17 protein-coding genes are annotated in these 15,851 nt (G+C 65.9%); 4 read left to right on the forward strand and 13 right to left on the reverse strand.

What is annotated here, in order from left to right:
• Window positions 1-74: 74 nt before the first annotated feature.
• From N5C88_RS18995 to N5C88_RS19020, 6 genes are all read right to left on the reverse strand, one after another.
• Window positions 75-902: an ABC transporter permease subunit gene (locus N5C88_RS18995; protein ID WP_059379610.1), complete on the reverse strand. Its 828-nt coding sequence runs from the start codon at window positions 900-902 to the stop codon at window positions 75-77.
• A complete protein-coding gene (locus N5C88_RS19000; protein WP_059379611.1) occupies window positions 895-1,728 on the reverse strand; it encodes a taurine ABC transporter ATP-binding protein in 834 nt (277 codons plus the stop codon). The genes N5C88_RS18995 and N5C88_RS19000 overlap by 8 nt, the downstream gene beginning before the upstream one ends.
• A gap of 91 nt (window positions 1,729-1,819) precedes the next feature.
• Window positions 1,820-2,848 (reverse strand): taurine ABC transporter substrate-binding protein, encoded by a 1,029-nt coding sequence (tauA, locus tag N5C88_RS19005; RefSeq protein WP_059379612.1) that lies wholly within the window; start codon window positions 2,846-2,848, stop codon window positions 1,820-1,822.
• A gap of 228 nt (window positions 2,849-3,076) precedes the next feature.
• Window positions 3,077-3,622: a GTP cyclohydrolase I FolE gene (gene folE, locus N5C88_RS19010; RefSeq protein WP_059379613.1), complete on the reverse strand. Its 546-nt coding sequence runs from the start codon at window positions 3,620-3,622 to the stop codon at window positions 3,077-3,079.
• 165 nt (window positions 3,623-3,787) lie between these two features.
• The gene (locus N5C88_RS19015; protein ID WP_280015991.1) at window positions 3,788-4,444 is read right to left on the reverse strand and encodes a response regulator transcription factor; all 657 of its coding nucleotides are present in this window, start codon (window positions 4,442-4,444) and stop codon (window positions 3,788-3,790) included.
• Window positions 4,441-5,859, reverse strand: coding sequence for a cache domain-containing protein (locus tag N5C88_RS19020; protein ID WP_059379615.1), 1,419 nt, complete (start codon window positions 5,857-5,859; stop codon window positions 4,441-4,443). The genes N5C88_RS19015 and N5C88_RS19020 overlap by 4 nt, the downstream gene beginning before the upstream one ends.
• Before the next feature lie 315 nt (window positions 5,860-6,174).
• Between N5C88_RS19020 and N5C88_RS19025 the strand changes: the two genes are divergently transcribed.
• Together N5C88_RS19025 and N5C88_RS19030 are read left to right on the forward strand one after the other, a co-directional pair.
• Window positions 6,175-8,256 carry a carbon starvation CstA family protein gene (locus tag N5C88_RS19025; protein ID WP_251880416.1) on the forward strand — a complete coding sequence of 694 codons (2,082 nt, stop codon included), beginning with the start codon at window positions 6,175-6,177 and terminating at the stop codon, window positions 8,254-8,256.
• Between the two features lie 20 nt (window positions 8,257-8,276).
• Entirely contained in the window at window positions 8,277-8,489 is a 213-nt protein-coding gene (locus N5C88_RS19030) for a YbdD/YjiX family protein (protein ID WP_118935066.1), read from the forward strand.
• A 43-nt stretch (window positions 8,490-8,532) separates the two neighbouring features.
• Here N5C88_RS19030 and N5C88_RS19035 read toward each other — a convergent pair whose 3' ends face one another.
• The gene (locus N5C88_RS19035) at window positions 8,533-9,708 is read right to left on the reverse strand and encodes an MFS transporter (protein WP_059379617.1); all 1,176 of its coding nucleotides are present in this window, start codon (window positions 9,706-9,708) and stop codon (window positions 8,533-8,535) included.
• Between the two features lie 193 nt (window positions 9,709-9,901).
• On the opposite strand from N5C88_RS19035, the gene N5C88_RS19040 reads away from it, so the two are divergent.
• Complete coding sequence (locus N5C88_RS19040) at window positions 9,902-10,453, forward strand: DNA starvation/stationary phase protection protein (protein ID WP_013393536.1); 552 nt, start codon at window positions 9,902-9,904, stop codon at window positions 10,451-10,453.
• Window positions 10,454-10,569: 116 nt separating this feature from the next.
• Here N5C88_RS19040 and N5C88_RS19045 read toward each other — a convergent pair whose 3' ends face one another.
• Window positions 10,570-11,070 carry a hypothetical protein gene (locus N5C88_RS19045; protein WP_059379620.1) on the reverse strand — a complete coding sequence of 167 codons (501 nt, stop codon included), beginning with the start codon at window positions 11,068-11,070 and terminating at the stop codon, window positions 10,570-10,572.
• A 262-nt stretch (window positions 11,071-11,332) separates the two neighbouring features.
• Between N5C88_RS19045 and N5C88_RS19050 the strand changes: the two genes are divergently transcribed.
• Window positions 11,333-12,067 carry an SDR family oxidoreductase gene (locus N5C88_RS19050; protein ID WP_251880414.1) on the forward strand — a complete coding sequence of 245 codons (735 nt, stop codon included), beginning with the start codon at window positions 11,333-11,335 and terminating at the stop codon, window positions 12,065-12,067.
• Here N5C88_RS19050 and N5C88_RS19055 read toward each other — a convergent pair.
• The 5 genes from N5C88_RS19055 to N5C88_RS19075 all read right to left on the reverse strand — a co-directional run bounded on the left by N5C88_RS19055 (window position 11,948) and on the right by N5C88_RS19075 (window position 15,841).
• On the reverse strand, window positions 11,948-13,105 hold the full coding sequence (locus tag N5C88_RS19055; protein ID WP_280015992.1) for a LysR family transcriptional regulator: 1,158 nt from the start codon (window positions 13,103-13,105) through the stop codon (window positions 11,948-11,950). The genes N5C88_RS19050 and N5C88_RS19055 overlap by 120 nt on opposite strands.
• Window positions 13,106-13,418: 313 nt before the next feature.
• On the reverse strand, window positions 13,419-14,111 hold the full coding sequence (msrA, locus tag N5C88_RS19060) for a peptide-methionine (S)-S-oxide reductase MsrA (protein WP_280015994.1): 693 nt from the start codon (window positions 14,109-14,111) through the stop codon (window positions 13,419-13,421).
• Window positions 14,112-14,142: 31 nt separating this feature from the next.
• A complete protein-coding gene (msrB, locus tag N5C88_RS19065) occupies window positions 14,143-14,643 on the reverse strand; it encodes a peptide-methionine (R)-S-oxide reductase MsrB (protein ID WP_059379625.1) in 501 nt (166 codons plus the stop codon).
• 34 nt (window positions 14,644-14,677) lie between these two features.
• Window positions 14,678-15,007, reverse strand: a complete 330-nt coding sequence (locus N5C88_RS19070; RefSeq protein ID WP_280015996.1) for a pentapeptide MXKDX repeat protein — start codon at window positions 15,005-15,007, stop codon at window positions 14,678-14,680.
• A gap of 42 nt (window positions 15,008-15,049) precedes the next feature.
• Entirely contained in the window at window positions 15,050-15,841 is a 792-nt protein-coding gene (locus N5C88_RS19075) for a molybdopterin-binding protein (protein WP_251880407.1), read from the reverse strand.
• Window positions 15,842-15,851: the final 10 nt, after the last annotated feature.

A 15,851-nucleotide genomic window follows, 5' to 3' on the forward strand; every position in this document is an offset into this window, starting at 1 on the left:
CCGCTGCGCAGGCGCCGCTCTTGAGGATAGAGGAGCCGGATGGGGGACGAAATGAGGGATTGCCCGGGCGCGTTTCAGACCCGGCCCTTCCAGGGTATGGCGAACTTCTCCAGATAACGGACCAGCAGGTCGAAGGCGAAGGCGAACACGCCGATCACGATGATGCCCATGATGACGGTGTCGCTGGCCAGGAACTGGGCGGCGTTCAGCACCATGAAGCCCAGGCCGCGGTCGGCGGCCACCATTTCGGCGGCCACCAGCGTGGTCCAGCCCACGCCGATGCCGATGCGCATGCCCGTGAAGATTTCCGGCATGGCGGCCTTCAGGATCACGTGCCAGACCACCTGCGCGGGCGTGCCGCCCATGGCGTAGGCCGCGTGGATCTGTTCGATCGACACCGAGCGCACGCCGGCGCGCGCGGCGATCGCCATGGGCGCGAAGATCGCCAGGTAGATCAGCAGGACCTTGGGGAACTCGCCGATGCCGAACCAGATGATGATGAGCGGCAGGTAAGCCAGCGGCGGCAGCGGGCGGTAGAACTCGATGGGCGGATCGAAGATGCCGCGCGCGTAGCGGTTCACGCCCATCAGGATGCCGACGGGAATGGCGGTCACGCAGGCCAGGAAGAAGGCGCCGAACACCCGCGACAGGCTGGCCAGCGCATGTTCGGTAAGCGTGGAGTTGGCCACGCCGTCGGTCATGGCCGAGACGAACTTGTCGTACACGGCCAGGGGCGAAGGCAGGAACAGCGGCCGCACCCAGCCGGCGCTGGTCACCAGGAACCACAGGCCGATGAGCGCCAGGCTGGTGATCAGGCTGATGTGGCCGCTGTAGCCCGCGCCCGGCGCGCCGTAGACCTTGCCCGGCGCGGCGGGCTTGTGTCCCGGGCGGTTGCTAGCCATGGAAGCCTTGGGGGGAGGAGGCTCGCTCGTCGCCATAGATGATGCCAAGGACTTGTTCGCGCATGGCGATGAAGTCGGGACTGGATTTGATGCTGCGGCCATCGCGGGTCTCCAGGTAGCGCCGGTTGAAGTCCGGGGTGAAGGTGTGCGTGATGCGGCCCGGGCGGGGCGACATGACGATCAGCCGCGAACCCAGAAACAGCGCTTCTTCGACGCTGTGCGTGATGAAGAAGAACATCTTGTTGGTCTGCCGCCAGATGTCCAGCAGCAGCTCCTGGATGGTCTCGCGGGTCAGCGCGTCGAGCGCCGCCATGGGCTCGTCCATCAACAGCATGGCGGGGTTGCAGGTCAGCGCGCGCGCAATGCCCACGCGCTGCTGCATGCCGCCCGACAGCTGGTAGATCATGTGGCGGTGGAAGTCCTGCAGGCCCACCAGTTCCAGATTGCGGCGCGCGCGGGCGCGGCGGGTTTCCTTGTCCACGCCTTGCAGCTTCAGGCCGAACTCGGTGTTCTCCAGCACGTTCAGCCAGGGCAGCAGGGCGTGCTTCTGGAACACCACGCCGCGGTCGGCGCCGGGACCCACGATGGGCCGGCCGCCCAGCGTGATCTCGCCCTCGGTGGGCGACAGGAACCCGGCCAGCAGGCTGAGCAAGGTGGTCTTGCCGCAACCCGAGGCGCCCAGCGCGACGACGAACTCGCCGGGCTGGATGGTCAGGTTGACGTTCTGCAGCGCAATGACCGGACCGCTTTCGTGCAGGCCGGGGTAGGTGACGCTGACTTTCTCCGCGCACAGGCTATGCGTGGCGGACGTGGACTGCATGGTCATGCCGGCTCCCCTAGTTGCGGCGGGCTGCGCGCAGCCCTGCGGGATGCTGGGCAGGCGGCGCCGGACGGGCCGCCTTGGCCGCAAGCGCTTCTTACTTCTCGGCCGCCCGGGCGTACTTGTCCGTGACGTGCGGGCTGTAGTCGGCCAGGGCGCGGTCGATCTGCTTCTGGTCTTTCAGGAACTGGGCGCTGGCCGCGAAGGCGCGGGCGGCGCCCGATTCCTTGCCGCCGCCCAGCCAGACATTGGAGGCCTGTTCCTGCACGGTCGGGAAGACCAGCAGCTGGAGCGCCTCGACCATGTCCTCGGGTTTGCCGCCGATCAGTTTGACGATGCTCTTGACCTGCGGCGAGTCGGCGGTCCATTTGGCGCTGTTGGCGCGGTAGTCCGCGTAGGATTTGGCCAATACGCTGGTGAAGGCGGCCATGAACTTGGGGTTCTTGGCGGCCCAGGCGCGATCCACCACGATGCCGTCGAAGGTTGGCACGCTGGCTTTGCCGATTTGTTCCGAGTCGGCGATGATCTTGCCGCTCTTGGCGATCTCGGTCAGCGCGGGCGGCCAGACGTAGGCCGCGTCGATGTCGCCGCGCTGCCACGCGGCCACGATCTGCGGCGGCTGCATGTTCAGGATGCGCACGTCGCGCGGATTGATCTTCCAGACCTGTTCCAGCCCGACCAGCAGATGGAAGTGCGAGGTGGACACGAAAGGCGTGGCGACCCGCTTGCCCTTCAGGTCGGCCGTGCTGTTGATGCCGGAACCGTTGCGCGCCACCAGCGCCTCGGACTTGCCGATGTTGTCCAGGATCCAGAACAGCTCCATGTCCACGCCGCGGGTCGCGGCCGCGGTGATGCCGGTGGAGCCCAGCACGCCGACCGGCACGTTGCCGGAGGCCAGCGCGGTGGAGATGTCGCCGCCGGAGGTGAACTGGCGCCAGTCCACCTGGTAGCCGGCGTCCTTCAAGGCCTTGTCGAAACTGCCGTCGGCGATCGCCGTCAGGAACGGCCCGACGATCAGCTGGTAGCCGACCACCAGCTTGGTCTGGGCATAGGCGGGAGCGGCCAACAGCGCGGCGGCCAGGCCGGCCAGGGTGCAGCGGCGGATGAGGCGGAATATCGCGTTCATGGAGATCTCCGGGAGGGAACGGCCGCGCTCCGGCGCGACCGGGATGCTGGAGCCAGTTTGCCCGGATGGGGCCAGAACGCTAGGGCCAGATGCCCGGATCAGTAGGAGCCAAAAGCGGGCCGGGCCCGCCTGCCGGCCGGCGGCGCCAGGGCTGGCGCGGCCGGCGCGGCGGGGTGCGGCCGGCGAGGCGGCCCGCGATATGCGCCAAAAGGGGGAGGGGAAATCCGGCTAGCGGATGAGGCTGAGGAATTCGGCCCGGGTCGACGGATTGTCGTGGAATTCACCCAGCATGACCGAGGTCACCATGGACGAGTTCTGCTTTTCCACGCCGCGCATCATCATGCACATGTGCTGGGCTTCGATGACCACGGCCACGCCGGCCGCGCCGGTCACGGACTGCACGGCTTCGGCCACCTGGCGGCTGAGGTTTTCCTGGATCTGCAGGCGGCGCGCGTACATCTCGACGATGCGCGCGACCTTGGACAGGCCCAGCACCTTGCCGTTGGGCAGATAGGCCACGTGGGCCTTGCCGATGAAGGGCAGCATGTGGTGCTCGCAGAGCGAATACAGCTCGATGTTCTTGACCAGCACGATCTCGCGCGTGTCCGAGGTGAACAGCGCGCCGTTGACGATTTCGTCCAGGTTCTGGCCGTAGCCGCGGCACAGGTGGCGCATGGCCTTGGCCGCGCGGGCGGGCGTGTCCGCCAGTCCTTCGCGGGACGGATCTTCCCCTAGTTCTTCAAGAATGGCGGTGTAGTGCTTTTCCAATGACATCGGGGACTCCTGGGGGCGGCGCTGGTTGCGGCGCTTTACTGTGTGTAGCGTAGTGCTGCAAGTCTACCTCAGGCCACAAGAAGGGTTCCCCGCCGGGCCGCCCCAAGGGGAAACAGCCCCCTTCGGGGGGCAGCAAGCACGCGTAGCGTGCGCGGCGTGGGGGGGCTACACCCCACGGTTTTCGACGGCGTACTTGATCAGCTCAGCCTGTCCATCTATGCCCAGCTTGCGCTTGATGTTCAGGCGATGGGTTTCCACCGTGCGCACCGACAGCACCAGCGCCTGCGCGATCTGCTTGTTGGCCTCGCCGCTGGCGATGTGGCGCAGCACGTCGCGTTCGCGCTGCGTCAGCATGGTGGCCGGCGCCGTGGCCTGCGACAGGCGCACCGCGACCGCCGCGCTGAAATAGCTGCGGCCCGCCATGACCGCGCCGATGGCGGTGACGATTTCCTGCGCCGGCTCGTCCTTCAGCAGATAGCCGCGCGCGCCGGCCTTGACGGCTTGCAGCATGTATTCGGGGTTGTCGTGCATGGACAGCACCAGCACGGCGATCTGCGGGTAGCGCTCGTGCAGCAGGGCGGTCAGCTCCAGCCCGCCCACGCCCGGCATGTTGAGGTCCATCAGCGCCAGGTGCGGCAGGGTGCCGCCCTGCGGATCCTCGGCCAGGCAGGCGGCCAGGAAGGCCTGGGCGGCGGCGGCGTTGCCGGCCTCGCCCACTACCTGCAACTGCGGCACGGTTTCCAGGCGCAGCCGCAGCCCGTCCCGCACCAGCGGGTGGTCGTCGATCAGCAGCAGCCGGATGGGGTCGGGCTTGTGGGTCATGCGTCGGAGCTCGCGGGTAGAGGGGCGGCGGGCAGCGGCAGCCAGGCCTGCAGGACCGTGCCGTGGGAGGTGGAGCGGAATGTCAGCGTGCCGGACAGCGCGTTCATGCGTTCGCGCATATTGCGCAGGCCGATGCCGCGGCGCGGATCCTGCTGCACCTCGGCATAGTCGAAGCCGCGGCCGTCGTCGGCGATGGTCAGGCGCAGGTCGCGCTGGGAATAAGCCAGCGTCATGTCGGCGCGGGTGGCGCCGGCATGGCGGATGACGTTGGTCAGGGCTTCCTGGGTGACGCGGAACAGGGCGGTGGCATAGGCTTCGGGCAGCTTCACCGGCTGCCCGGCGGTGTGCAGGCGCACGGCCAGCGGCGGGGCGCCATCCTGGCTGGGGATGGCGAACTCGCGGCCCAGATGTTCGAGTGCGGCCGGCAGGCCCAGGTCGTCCAGCAGCGTCGGCCGCAGGTTGTGCGAAATACGCCGGACCTCGCCCACGGCGGTATTCAACCGATCCAGTGCGCCGCCCAGGGGGGTGTCGATATGAGCGAGGGCGCGCGGCTCGGCCGGCAAGGTCTGCCGCAGCCGCTCCCGCGCCGCTTCCAGGGACAGCTTGATCGACACCAGCACCTGGCTGATGCCGTCGTGCAGCTCGCGCGAGAGCCGCGCGCGCTCGTCCTCCTGCGAACGCACCAGTTGCCGCGCCATCAGCCGCAGCTTGGCGTCGGACTGGCGATGGTCGCTGATGTTCAGGGCCAGGCCGCAGGCCGCCACGCCCAGGATGGACACGGCGGCGATGCCGGCCACCCAGGCAAACATATCGCGGATATTGGCTTGCGCGGCGGCGTCGATGCGCTCCAGCGCCTGCTGCACGTCGTCCAGGTAGATGCCGGTGCCCAGCATCCAGCCCCAGCGCTCCAGCACCACCACGTAACCCAGTTTTTCCTCGGTCTGGTGGGTGGAGGGCTTTTCCCATAGATAGTGAACCGCTTCACCGTCCTGGCCGCCGCGCCGGGCGGCGGTCAGCAGGTTCTGGATCACGGGCTGGCCCTTGGTGTCGCGCAGCTCCCAGAGGTCCTGGCCGACCAGCTCCGGCTGGCGCGGGTGCATCAGGTTCCGGCCCTTCAGGTCATAGACGAAAAAATAGCCGTCGTGGCCGAATTCCATCTGCGCCAGCAGGTCGAGCGCGCGCTGGCGGGTGGCGTCGTCGTCGGCCGCCGCCTGCAGGGGCGCGATGGCGCTGTAGGCCAGGTTGACGTAGTGGCGCAGTTCGCCTTCCTTGCTGGCCAGCCAGGCGTTTTCCACGACCTGCTTTTCGCGCTGCGCCAGCTGCAGGCCCTGCACGTAGACGGCCACCGTGATGGCGGCGACGGCCACCAGCAGGGGGACCGCGGCGAGCAGCAGGATTTTCAGGCGCAGCTTCATGAAGGATTTGTATCAGCGCGAACGCGAATATTGCGACGCAGCATTTTGCCTGCCGCAGTCAGGATCGGGAAATTTCAGCCGTGATTTTACGGTTTCCGCCAAATCATGCTGCGGCGCATTGCGTAGTAACACGTAGCGGAATTGCGTAGTTTCGCGCTTGTTGCTGCGTAGTCAAAACGAAATACTAGCGTCCGCGTCGACACGGCGCTGCGTGGACGCGCGCGCGTCCGCCACCCCACAACAATGAGTCTGCCTTCCGCGGGACGATAAAAGCGTTTCACGCCAAAAGCATGGCGGGAGGCTAGAGGAGCACTTATGCAAACCAGCAGTAAGGGACTGGGTCAGCACCTGGTCTGGCTGGCGGTTGCGGTACTGGGCGCGTTCGCGCTGGGCACCGTGGCGCTGGCCAGAGGGGAGACCATCAATGCGCTATGGGTGGTGATCGCCGCCGTATGCGTGTATTTGATCGCATACCGTTATTACAGCCGCTTCATCGCCAAGAACGTCTTCCAGCTGGATCCGACGCGCATGACGCCGGCATGGAAGCACAACGACGGCCTGGACTACGTGCCCACCAACAAGCACGTGCTGTTCGGCCACCACTTCGCCGCCATCGCCGGCGCCGGCCCCCTGGTGGGCCCGGTGCTGGCCGCGCAGATGGGCTATCTGCCGGGCATGCTGTGGATCCTGGCGGGCGTGGTGTTCGCCGGCGCCGTGCAGGACTTCACCATCCTCTTCATCTCGACCCGCCGCGACGGCCGTTCGCTGGGTGACCTGGTCAAGTCCGAACTGGGCAAGATCCCGGGCGTGATCGCGCTGTTCGGCGCCTTCATGATCATGGTCATCATCCTGGCCGTGCTGGCGCTGATCGTGGTCAAGGCGCTGACGCACTCGCCCTGGGGCACCTTCACGGTGGCCGCGACCATCCCCATCGCGCTGTTCATGGGCGTGTACCTGCGCTATATCCGTCCAGGCAAGATCGGCGAAGTGTCCATCATCGGCTTCGTCGGCCTGATGGCTGCCATCACCTTCGGCCAGGACGTGGCCGCGCACCCGGTGATCGGCCCCATGTTCGACTTCGACGGCAAGGGCCTGACCTGGATCCTGATCATCTACGGTTTCATCGCGTCGGTGCTGCCGGTGTGGCTGCTGCTGGCTCCGCGCGACTACCTGTCGACCTTCCTGAAGATCGGCACCATCGTCGGCCTGGCCATCGGCATTGTCGTGGTCGCGCCCGAGCTGAAGATGCCGGCGTTGACCCAGTTCGTCGACGGCAGCGGTCCGGTGTGGTCGGGCAACCTGTTCCCGTTCCTCTTCATCACCATCGCCTGCGGCGCCGTGTCGGGCTTCCATGCCCTGATCTCCTCGGGCACCACGCCCAAGCTGATCGAGAACGAAACCCAGGCCCGCTATATCGGTTACGGCGGCATGCTGATGGAATCCTTCGTCGCCATCATGGCGCTGGTGGCGGCTTGCGTGATCGAGCCGGGCATTTACTACGCCATGAACAGCCCGGCGGCCGTGATCGGCACCACGCCCGACCAGGTGGCCCAGGTGGTCTCCAGCTGGGGCTTCGTGGTGACGCCCGCGGATCTGATCCAGACCGCCAAGGACGTGGGCGAAAGCACGATCATCTCGCGCGCCGGCGGCGCGCCTACGCTGGCCGTGGGCATGGCGCACATCCTGCACCAGGCCATCGGCGGCCCGGGCATGATGGCCTTCTGGTACCACTTCGCCATCCTGTTCGAAGCGCTCTTCATCCTGACCGCTGTCGACGCCGGCACCCGCGCGGGCCGCTTCATGCTGCAAGACCTGCTGGGCACCTTCGCCCCGTCGCTCAAGCGCACCGACTCGCTGCCCGCCAACCTGATCGCCACCGGCCTGTGCGTGGCGGCCTGGGGCTACTTCCTGTATCAGGGCGTGGTCGATCCGCTGGGCGGCATCAACACGCTGTGGCCGTTGTTCGGCATCGCCAACCAGATGCTGGCCGCGATCGCGCTGACGCTGGGCACCGTGGTGCTGTTCAAGATGAAGCGCGACCGCTACGCCTGGGTCACGGTGCTGCCGACCCTGTGGCTGCTGGCATGCACGCTGACCGCCGGCTGGCAGAAGCTGTTCCACGCCGATCCGCGCGTCAGCTTCCTGGCGCACGCCGACAAGTACAACGCGGCCATCGCCGAAGGCAAGGTCCTGGCCCCGGCCAAGTCCCTGGGCGAGATGTCGCGCGTGGTGTTGAACGACTACATCAACGCCGGTCTGTGCGCGATCTTCATCTTCGTGGTGGTGAGCATCGTGGTGTTCGGCCTGCGTTCGGTGCAGCGCGCGCGCAACGAAAACAAGCCAACCGCCCGCGAAATGCCTTACGAAACGCTGCCGGTTGCCGCCGGCGCGGACTGAGCGCAGCAGGGAGACGACGCATGCTGTTTACGAACATGAGTTCCGCGGCCGGCGCCGCCGGCCGCTACCTGGGGCAGACGCTCCGGCTGATGGTCGGCGTGCCGGACTACGAAACGTATGTGGCCCACATGCGGCGCACGCACCCGGACCAGGAACCGATGAGCTACGAAGCATTTTTCCGCGAGCGGCAGGACGCGCGCTATGGCGGGAAGAAGCGGATCGGCTGCTGCTGACGAAGAGGCCTCGCTTGCGAGGCCTTTTTTTTCCGGCTTCTGGTCAGGCGGCCTTCCTCCGCAGTTTCTCCGCATAAATCACCAGCGGCACCGCGCCGACAGCGCACAACGCCATCACCAGGAACCCCCCCGGCGCATAGCTGCGATACAGCGCGCCGCCCAGCTGGATGCTGGCGAACATGAAGACTCCGCCCGACAGCAAGGCGTAAAGCGCGATCGCCGAGGTCTTGATCGCGGCGGGCACGTGCCGGGTGATGTACCACATGATGGCGGCGTTGTTGCCGGCCAATGTGAAGCACTGCAGCAGCTGCAGCGCCGCGATCAGCGTGGGATCGGTAGTGGCGGAGAGCCCGGTCCAGCGGATCGCGGTCATGACGGCGGATGCCAGGATCAGCCACTGGGCGCCCGTGCGGGCCAGGATGCGGGGCGCCAGGAAGAAGAACAGGACCTCGCTGGCCACGCCCACCACCCACAGCATGGATATCAGCGAAGTCGACAGGCCGCTGGCGGTCCAGTACAGCGTGGAATAGGAATAGAGAAAGCCGTTGCTGGCCTGGACCAGCGAGGCCGCCGCGATGCACATGAGCAGCGGGCGGTCGCGCAGGACCTCGAGCATGGGCAGGCGCGCCGCTGGCGCGGGCGCCTCGTCGGGAGTGGGGCGTGCCGCCCGGGGCAGCAGCCGCACGCAAGCCAGGCAGGCGATGATGAGGAGGATGGACAGCCACATCACCCAGTTGGCGTCAAAGGTCTTGATCAGGTAGCCGCCGATCACGGTGACCACGGCAAAGCCCAGCGAGCCGCAGGCGCGCATGACCGTGTAGGAACTGCCTTGGCCCCGGCCGCTGGCGATGGCCATGCGGTCCATCAGCGGCAATACCGCCGGGAAGACGGCATTGAGCAGCAGGGTGATGGCCAGCAGCCAGCCGGGCGTGCTGCTGAACGGATAGCAGACGAACAGCGCCAGCGACGCCGCCAGCGCCGCGGCGATCAGGGCGTGCGCGCGGCCGGTCTGGTCGGCGACGTGGGCGACCACGGGCGTGGACAGGATCTTGGGCAGGAAGGACGTGGCGACGATCAGGCCGATGACGGCGGGATCCAGGCCGCGGCTGGCGAACCATAGGGGCAGGAAGGGAATGCTGACTCCCTGCAGGCCGTAGTACAGGAAGTAAAACCCGTGCAGGGCGATGGCGCCTTGCCTGGTGTCGGGATTGCCGCGCATGGCGATGAAGGGATCCGGCTGAATTGACGCGCCGTAGCATACTCCTAGCCGGACCGGATTTCAGAAAGGGGGAGCGCCTTGATCCAGGACATTGGCAAAAAAGCGCGGGCGGATTTACGCTAGCGAAGTCGCGGCGCAAGCAAGCCTCGCGCCGCGCGTGCGTTTTCACCATCATTCCTAGGAGTTGCGACCCATGGCCAAGAAACTGGATGAGAAGACCACCAAAGCCCTGAAAGAGCGCCGCAAGCGCCCGCTGGCGACGCCGACCGACCTGGCGTCGGCGGCCACCAGGGATATTTCCGCCGCGCTGAACCAGATACTCGCCGACGTGTTCGCGCTGTATCTCAAGACCAAGAACTTTCATTGGCATGTCAGCGGCCCCCATTTCCGGGATTACCACCTGCTGCTGGACGAGCAGGGCGACCAGCTGTTCGCCATGACGGATCCCATCGCCGAGCGCATTCGCAAGATCGGCGGCACGACGCTGCGGTCCATCGGACACATCGCGCGCTCGCAGCGTATCTCGGACAACGATGCGGATTACGTGCAGCCGCTGGACATGCTGGCCGAGCTGCGCGAGGACAACAAGGTCCTGGCGGCGGCGTTGCGCGAAGCGCACAACATCACCGATGAACACCGCGACATCGCCAGCTCCAGCCTGATCGAGAACTGGATCGACGAGACCGAACGGCGCACCTGGTTCCTGTTCGAAGCCAGCCGGGAAGGGGATTCGACCGGGCATTGAGCCGGCCGCGATGGTTTGATTCAGTGGGACAAAGCTGGCCGCGTTGACGTGGCCAGCTTTGCTTTTGCGCGCGGGCGCCGCAGCGGCCAGCAGCCGGTGCTTGTCAGCGCCGCGTATCAGCCGTGCTTGCCGAAACCGCCGCTGGCCCACTCCGAGGCGCGCTGCACGCTCAGCTTGTACGTCGGCGCGACCTGGGTCCGCGCCAATTGTTCGCCGGACTCGTCGTAGGCGCTCAACACGGCGTAGGGCTCGTCTTCGTCGGGAACGATATCCAGCTTGATGGTCAGGCGGCCCGCGGCGGCGTCGATCTTCACGCTCTTGTGCAGCGTCGCGTGCAATTGCTGCTCGTGGCGGCGCAGGACTTCCCGGGCGGTCTTGACCAGGGTGATGAAGGCGGGGGAGTCGAGCGGCTTGGGGTTCTTCTTGTCGCGGCCCATGGTCCATGGGCCGACCAGCGCGGGCTCGGCTTCTCCGTCCATGGTCATCTCCACGGCCCAGCCGTCGTCTTCCTCGTTCTTGATGATCCGGGCGGTCCAGCCGTCATCGCGCCACAGCGTGGGCAGCTGTTCTTTGCGGTCGTCGGGGGCTTCCGTTTCCGGAATGTGGGTATCGTTCACTGCTGTACTTCTCCTGGACTCGTTTGCCGGCAACGCCGGTCCTTGGCCAGCATGATACCGCCCAGCGTCGCGCCGCGGCCGACGGCGCCGTTGAGCACTGCGGTATGTCCGGCTGCGGCCGATGTCACCGCACAGGTTGGCCAACGGTACGCCCGCGCGAGCATCGGGCTAGCCGATGCCTCAATCAAACATTCCTGCTGGCGCCCGGCAGCGCGTAACGCCACCATCGCTTACTCCAAACACGTATTTCAAGGAAATGAGCATGGGCAACGGTCTTGCGGGGCAACGGGTTGTGGTGGTCGGCGGTAGTTCCGGCATGGGGCTGGCCGTCAGCGAGCGATTGCTGGGCATGCACTGCGAGGTGCTGATCGTGGGCAGATCCCGCGGCAAGCTCGAGGCGGCGCGCGAGCAGTTGCGAGCGTTTGGCGCGCCGCGCCTGCACCAGGCGGATGTGACGAGTGAAGCGCAAGTGCAACGGCTGTTTGAAGAATCAGGCCCGGTGGATCATCTGGTCTGCACGGCTGCCGACATACGCGGCGCCTATGAGCTGCTACCGGACCTCTCGCTGGACGCGCTCGACCGGGCCATCCGCTCGAAGGTCGTCGCGCCGATCCTGCTGGCCAAACATGGCGCCCAGCGCATGGCGGCGCACGGTTCCATCACCCTGACTTCCGGCATTGCCGCCTACCGTCCCCGGCCGAAGGGCATCGCCGTGGCCGCGATCAATGCCGCGTTGGAGGGTGTGGTGCGCGCCATGGCGGTCGAGCTTGCGCCGTTGCGGATCAATGCCGTATCGCCGGGCTGGGTGGATACGCCCATCTGGAATGACGTGGCCGGCGCCGACAGCGGACCGCTTTTGGCGTCGATGGCCGAGCGGCTACCCGTGGGCCGAGTCGGCGCTGGCAGCGATATCGCGGATGCCATCGGCTTCCTGATCGGCAATGGCTACACGACCGGTACCGTGCTGCACGTCGATGGCGGCCATCGGCTCGTCTGAGCCGGCCACCGCGAGGCGGATCATCTCGATAAAGGCGGCCACTTGGCGCGTAGGCGTTCGGTGCAAGATGAGCAGGCAGATGGGAAGACCGGCTCCCGCAGTGGACAATGGCCGCCACTGGACGCCTGCCGTTGTTAATGCGGGATCCATGGCCATCCGCGGCAGGATCGATACCCCGAGGCCTGCGGACACCATCTGTATCAAGGCCGGTACGCTCTCGGCGACACCGCGGATACGCGGCTGCGCCGGGGCTTCCTGCAGCACGGCCTCCAGGTATGTCCGATACCGGCAGCCTTCCATCGTGACAACCAGCGGAAACGCGGCAAGCGCGTCGGCCTTGATGTCAGCAGCCTGGCATAGCGGATGCCCTGGGGGCATCACGACCACCGGCATGTCCCGCGCAATGGCTTCCACCCGAAGGTCGGCGTCGTTTTCCGGCCATCCGTGCACCAGACCAAGGTCGGCCGTCCCATCGAGCACCGCCTGGGCGGTTGCCATGGAGTTTTTTTCCTGGACCGCAACCTGCGTTCCGGGATGCATGCCGGCAAAGCGCAGCAGTTGCGGAACCAACACACTGGTGCACAAAGTCTGCGGCGCGGCGACCCGGATCGTGCCGCCCGAATCGCCGACGTTTTCGCGGACTTCCCGGAAGGCGTCATCGGCCCGCGCAAGCAATTCGCGCGCTCGAATGGCCAATCTCTCTGCGGCCGGGGTGGGTTGCAGGCGATTGTTCTGGCGGACGAACAGCGCCTGGCCGACGCTCTCTTCCAGCGCCCGTATCTGTTCCGTAACGCTGGGTTGGGACAGATGCACCTGTTTGGCGGCTTTCGTGAAGCTCAGCGTTTCCATCGCCGCGACGAAGATCTTTAGCTGTCGTAGTTGGAACATGTGGGTACGGGGTTGTGCCGAGCGGTTCAAGTCCAAAGCGTACAAATCGAACAGTTCAACAAATTGCATGGTGTTCGACGGCAAAATTTGACGGCTTGTGGGAGTTTGGCGCTCACTCTGCCCATTTTCAACCTCTTTCAGCATTGCCATTTTTCAGGCAACCATTAGGTGTAGGCATGGGAAGCGTCTACGGTTTCCGTCTACGGTACCTGCTGCTTGTCTTTGCCTGGCCCACGAGCGGCAAATGAAGCTGCTGAAGCAGTATTTTGAGGAAATGATGAATTTTCGTGTCCTGTAGTCTTCGGTGCGTTCAAACTCCCGGCGTTGGGTACGGGCACGTTTCTCGCCATCAAGTCCCATTGCGGTGGAGAAAAGCGGAGACGCAGGAAAAGAAGGAGATGAGAGCTTCGTAGCCTGGCGCGCGGCCGACCTCATTCCGCGCGGCCGGCTCCATCTATCGTTTTCAGTTCACCAGCACGGGCTTGTCCCGATAGCGCTGCGGAAACGTCTTCGCCAGGTTCTCGACCTTGGGCACGTCGTTCACCATGATGTACATGCTGTACGGATGGCGCACGAGATAGTCCTGGTGATAGTCCTCGGCGGGGTAGAAGGCCTTCAGCGGTTCTATCGTCGTGGCAAGCGCCTTGGGATAGACGCCGGTCTTGTTCAGTTGCGCGATGTAGGCCTCGGCCACCTTGCGCTGGTCGTCGTTCGCGGGGAAGACCGCGGAGCGGTACTGGGTGCCGGTGTCCGGACCCTGGCGGTTGAGCTGGGTGGGGTCGTGGGCCACCGAGAAATAGATCTGCAGCAGCTGGCCGTAGCTGACCTGGGCGGGGTCGTAGGTGATCTCGACCGCTTCGGCGTGACCGCTGCGTCCTCCGCTGACGGTGTCGTAATTGGCGGTGGACGCCTGGCCGCCGGCGTAGCCGGAGACGGCCGAGCTCACCCCCTTGACGTGCTGGAACACGGCTTGCACGCCCCAGAAGCAACCGCCGGCGATGACGGCCTTTTGCGGAGCGGCGACCGCGGGCTGGTCCAGGGCCGGGGGCGGAATGACGAAGGCGGCTTCGGCGGCGCTGGCCGAGGCGGCGCCCAAGAGGCCGCAGGCGGCGGCCAGCGCGGCGCAGAGTTTGCGGGGCAGGCGGGTGGCGGACATGGTCTCTCCTGATGGATGGGGCGGCCCGAGTTCAGGCCTGCGGGGTGAATGCGAGGGCCACGCCATTCATGCAATAGCGTAGTCCGGTCGGGCGGGGGCCGTCGTCGAAGACATGGCCCAGATGGCCGCCGCAGTTGGCGCAATGCACGGCGATGCGCGTCATGCCGAAGCTGCGATCCTTGGTCTCGCCGACGGCGCCGTCCAGCGGCTGCCAGAAGCTGGGCCAGCCGGTGCCGCTGTCGAACTTGGTGGACGACGAGAACAGCGGATGGGCGCAGCCGGCGCAGGCGTAGGCGCCCTTGCGATGCTCCTTGTCCAGCGGGCTGGAGTAGGGACGCTCGGTGCCTTCGCGGCGCAGTACCTCATATTGTTCGCGCGTGAGCCGTTCGCGCCATTGCGCGTCGCTCAGCGTGTAGGGGAAGGCCTGGGCGGCGGCGGCCGGGCCGCCGCGCGCCGCAAGGACCGGGGCCAGGCCGGCGGCGATGGCCGCCGCGCTGCCCAGGCCCAGGAAATGCCTGCGGTCTAGTCTCATGACATGCTCCGGAACAGGGCTGGTCGGTTGGGAGTTACTGCTTCATGCCGTCTTTGGACATGCTGTCCTTGGACATTCCGCCTTTGGACATGCCGTCCTTCGACATGCTGTCTTTCGACATGCCATCCTTCGACATGCTGTCTTTCGACATGGAGTCCTTCGACATCCCATCTTTGGACATGCCGTCCTTGGACATGCCGCTCTTCGACATCCCATCCTTCGACATGCCATCCTTGGACATCGAGTCCTTGGCCATCGAGCCGCCGCCCATGGCGTCCTTGCTCATGTTGTCGGCGGCGTGGACTGCCGCGGCGCCGAAAGCCAGGCACAGGGACAGCGCGGCGGTGGTAGCGATTTTCTTCATGATGCGTTCCTTTATGGAGAGTGAAAGCGTGAAAGATTCCACCTAGCTGCCGCCGAACCAGTTGTAGCCCTGGTCCTCCCAGTAACCGCCCGGGTAGGTGTTGGTGACGAAAATTGCCTGTATGTGCTTGGGGTTCTTGTAGCCAAGCTTGGTAGGCATGCGCAGCTTCATGGGGAAGCCGTACTCTGGTGGCAGCGTCTGGCCGTCATAGGTCAGCGCCAGGATGGTCTGGGGGTGCAGTGCGGTGGGCATGTCGATGCTGGTGTAGTAGTCGTCGGCGCATTTGAAGCCCACGTACTTGGCGCTCAGGTCCGCGCCCACGCGCTTGAGGAAGGCGGAGAACGGCACGCCGCCCCATTTGCCGATGGCGCTCCAGCCTTCGACGCAGATGTGCCGCGTCACCTGGTCGATCTGCGCCATGGCGCGCAGTTCCTCCAGCCGCCAGCGGCGCTTGTCGGCGACCAGTCCGCTGACTTCCAGGCGGAACGATTCCTCGTCCACGTGGCGGACCTCGTCAATGCCGTAGTAGGCATTGAAGGGGAAGGGCCGCGTGATCATCGATTCGGGATAGGTCGGCGCCAGCTTGTTTGGGTCGAAGATCCAGCCCTGCACCCGGTCATTGAAGCGAGAAACCGCGGTCAGCGCTTGTTCCACGCTGTCATCGTCCGACAGCGAGCAGCCCGACAGCATGGCCAGCCCGCCCAGGGTCAGGCTGTTGCGCAGGAAAGCGCGGCGCGAGGGCTGTTCGACCCGTTTTTGCAGGATCCTTCCGGCTTCCTTGAGAATGGCCGGGCCGTCCAGGCCGGGCAGGGAGGGGCGCTTGTGCTTGTTCACGGAGGGCTCC

The sequence above is a fragment of the Achromobacter sp. GD03932 genome, from assembly GCF_029839485.1.
Classification (GTDB): Bacteria; Pseudomonadota; Gammaproteobacteria; order Burkholderiales; family Burkholderiaceae_B; genus Achromobacter; species Achromobacter bronchisepticus_A.

What these genes read in the sequence shown, in the direction of transcription:
- N5C88_RS18995 (WP_059379610.1), bottom strand. Translation starts at nt 902, where the DNA reads ATGGCTAGCAACCGCCCGGGACACAAGCCCGCCGCGCCGGGCAAGGTC.
- N5C88_RS19000 (WP_059379611.1), bottom strand. Translation starts at nt 1,728, where the DNA reads ATGACCATGCAGTCCACGTCCGCCACGCATAGCCTGTGCGCGGAGAAA.
- tauA (WP_059379612.1), bottom strand. Translation starts at nt 2,848, where the DNA reads ATGAACGCGATATTCCGCCTCATCCGCCGCTGCACCCTGGCCGGCCTG.
- folE (WP_059379613.1), bottom strand. Translation starts at nt 3,622, where the DNA reads ATGTCATTGGAAAAGCACTACACCGCCATTCTTGAAGAACTAGGGGAA.
- N5C88_RS19015 (WP_280015991.1), bottom strand. Translation starts at nt 4,444, where the DNA reads ATGACCCACAAGCCCGACCCCATCCGGCTGCTGCTGATCGACGACCAC.
- N5C88_RS19020 (WP_059379615.1), bottom strand. Translation starts at nt 5,859, where the DNA reads ATGAAGCTGCGCCTGAAAATCCTGCTGCTCGCCGCGGTCCCCCTGCTG.
- N5C88_RS19025 (WP_251880416.1), top strand. Translation starts at nt 6,175, where the DNA reads ATGCAAACCAGCAGTAAGGGACTGGGTCAGCACCTGGTCTGGCTGGCG.
- N5C88_RS19030 (WP_118935066.1), top strand. Translation starts at nt 8,277, where the DNA reads ATGCTGTTTACGAACATGAGTTCCGCGGCCGGCGCCGCCGGCCGCTAC.
- N5C88_RS19035 (WP_059379617.1), bottom strand. Translation starts at nt 9,708, where the DNA reads ATGCGCGGCAATCCCGACACCAGGCAAGGCGCCATCGCCCTGCACGGG.
- N5C88_RS19040 (WP_013393536.1), top strand. Translation starts at nt 9,902, where the DNA reads ATGGCCAAGAAACTGGATGAGAAGACCACCAAAGCCCTGAAAGAGCGC.
- N5C88_RS19050 (WP_251880414.1), top strand. Translation starts at nt 11,333, where the DNA reads ATGGGCAACGGTCTTGCGGGGCAACGGGTTGTGGTGGTCGGCGGTAGT.
- N5C88_RS19055 (WP_280015992.1), bottom strand. Translation starts at nt 13,105, where the DNA reads ATGGCAATGCTGAAAGAGGTTGAAAATGGGCAGAGTGAGCGCCAAACT.
- msrA (WP_280015994.1), bottom strand. Translation starts at nt 14,111, where the DNA reads ATGTCCGCCACCCGCCTGCCCCGCAAACTCTGCGCCGCGCTGGCCGCC.
- msrB (WP_059379625.1), bottom strand. Translation starts at nt 14,643, where the DNA reads ATGAGACTAGACCGCAGGCATTTCCTGGGCCTGGGCAGCGCGGCGGCC.
- N5C88_RS19070 (WP_280015996.1), bottom strand. Translation starts at nt 15,007, where the DNA reads ATGAAGAAAATCGCTACCACCGCCGCGCTGTCCCTGTGCCTGGCTTTC.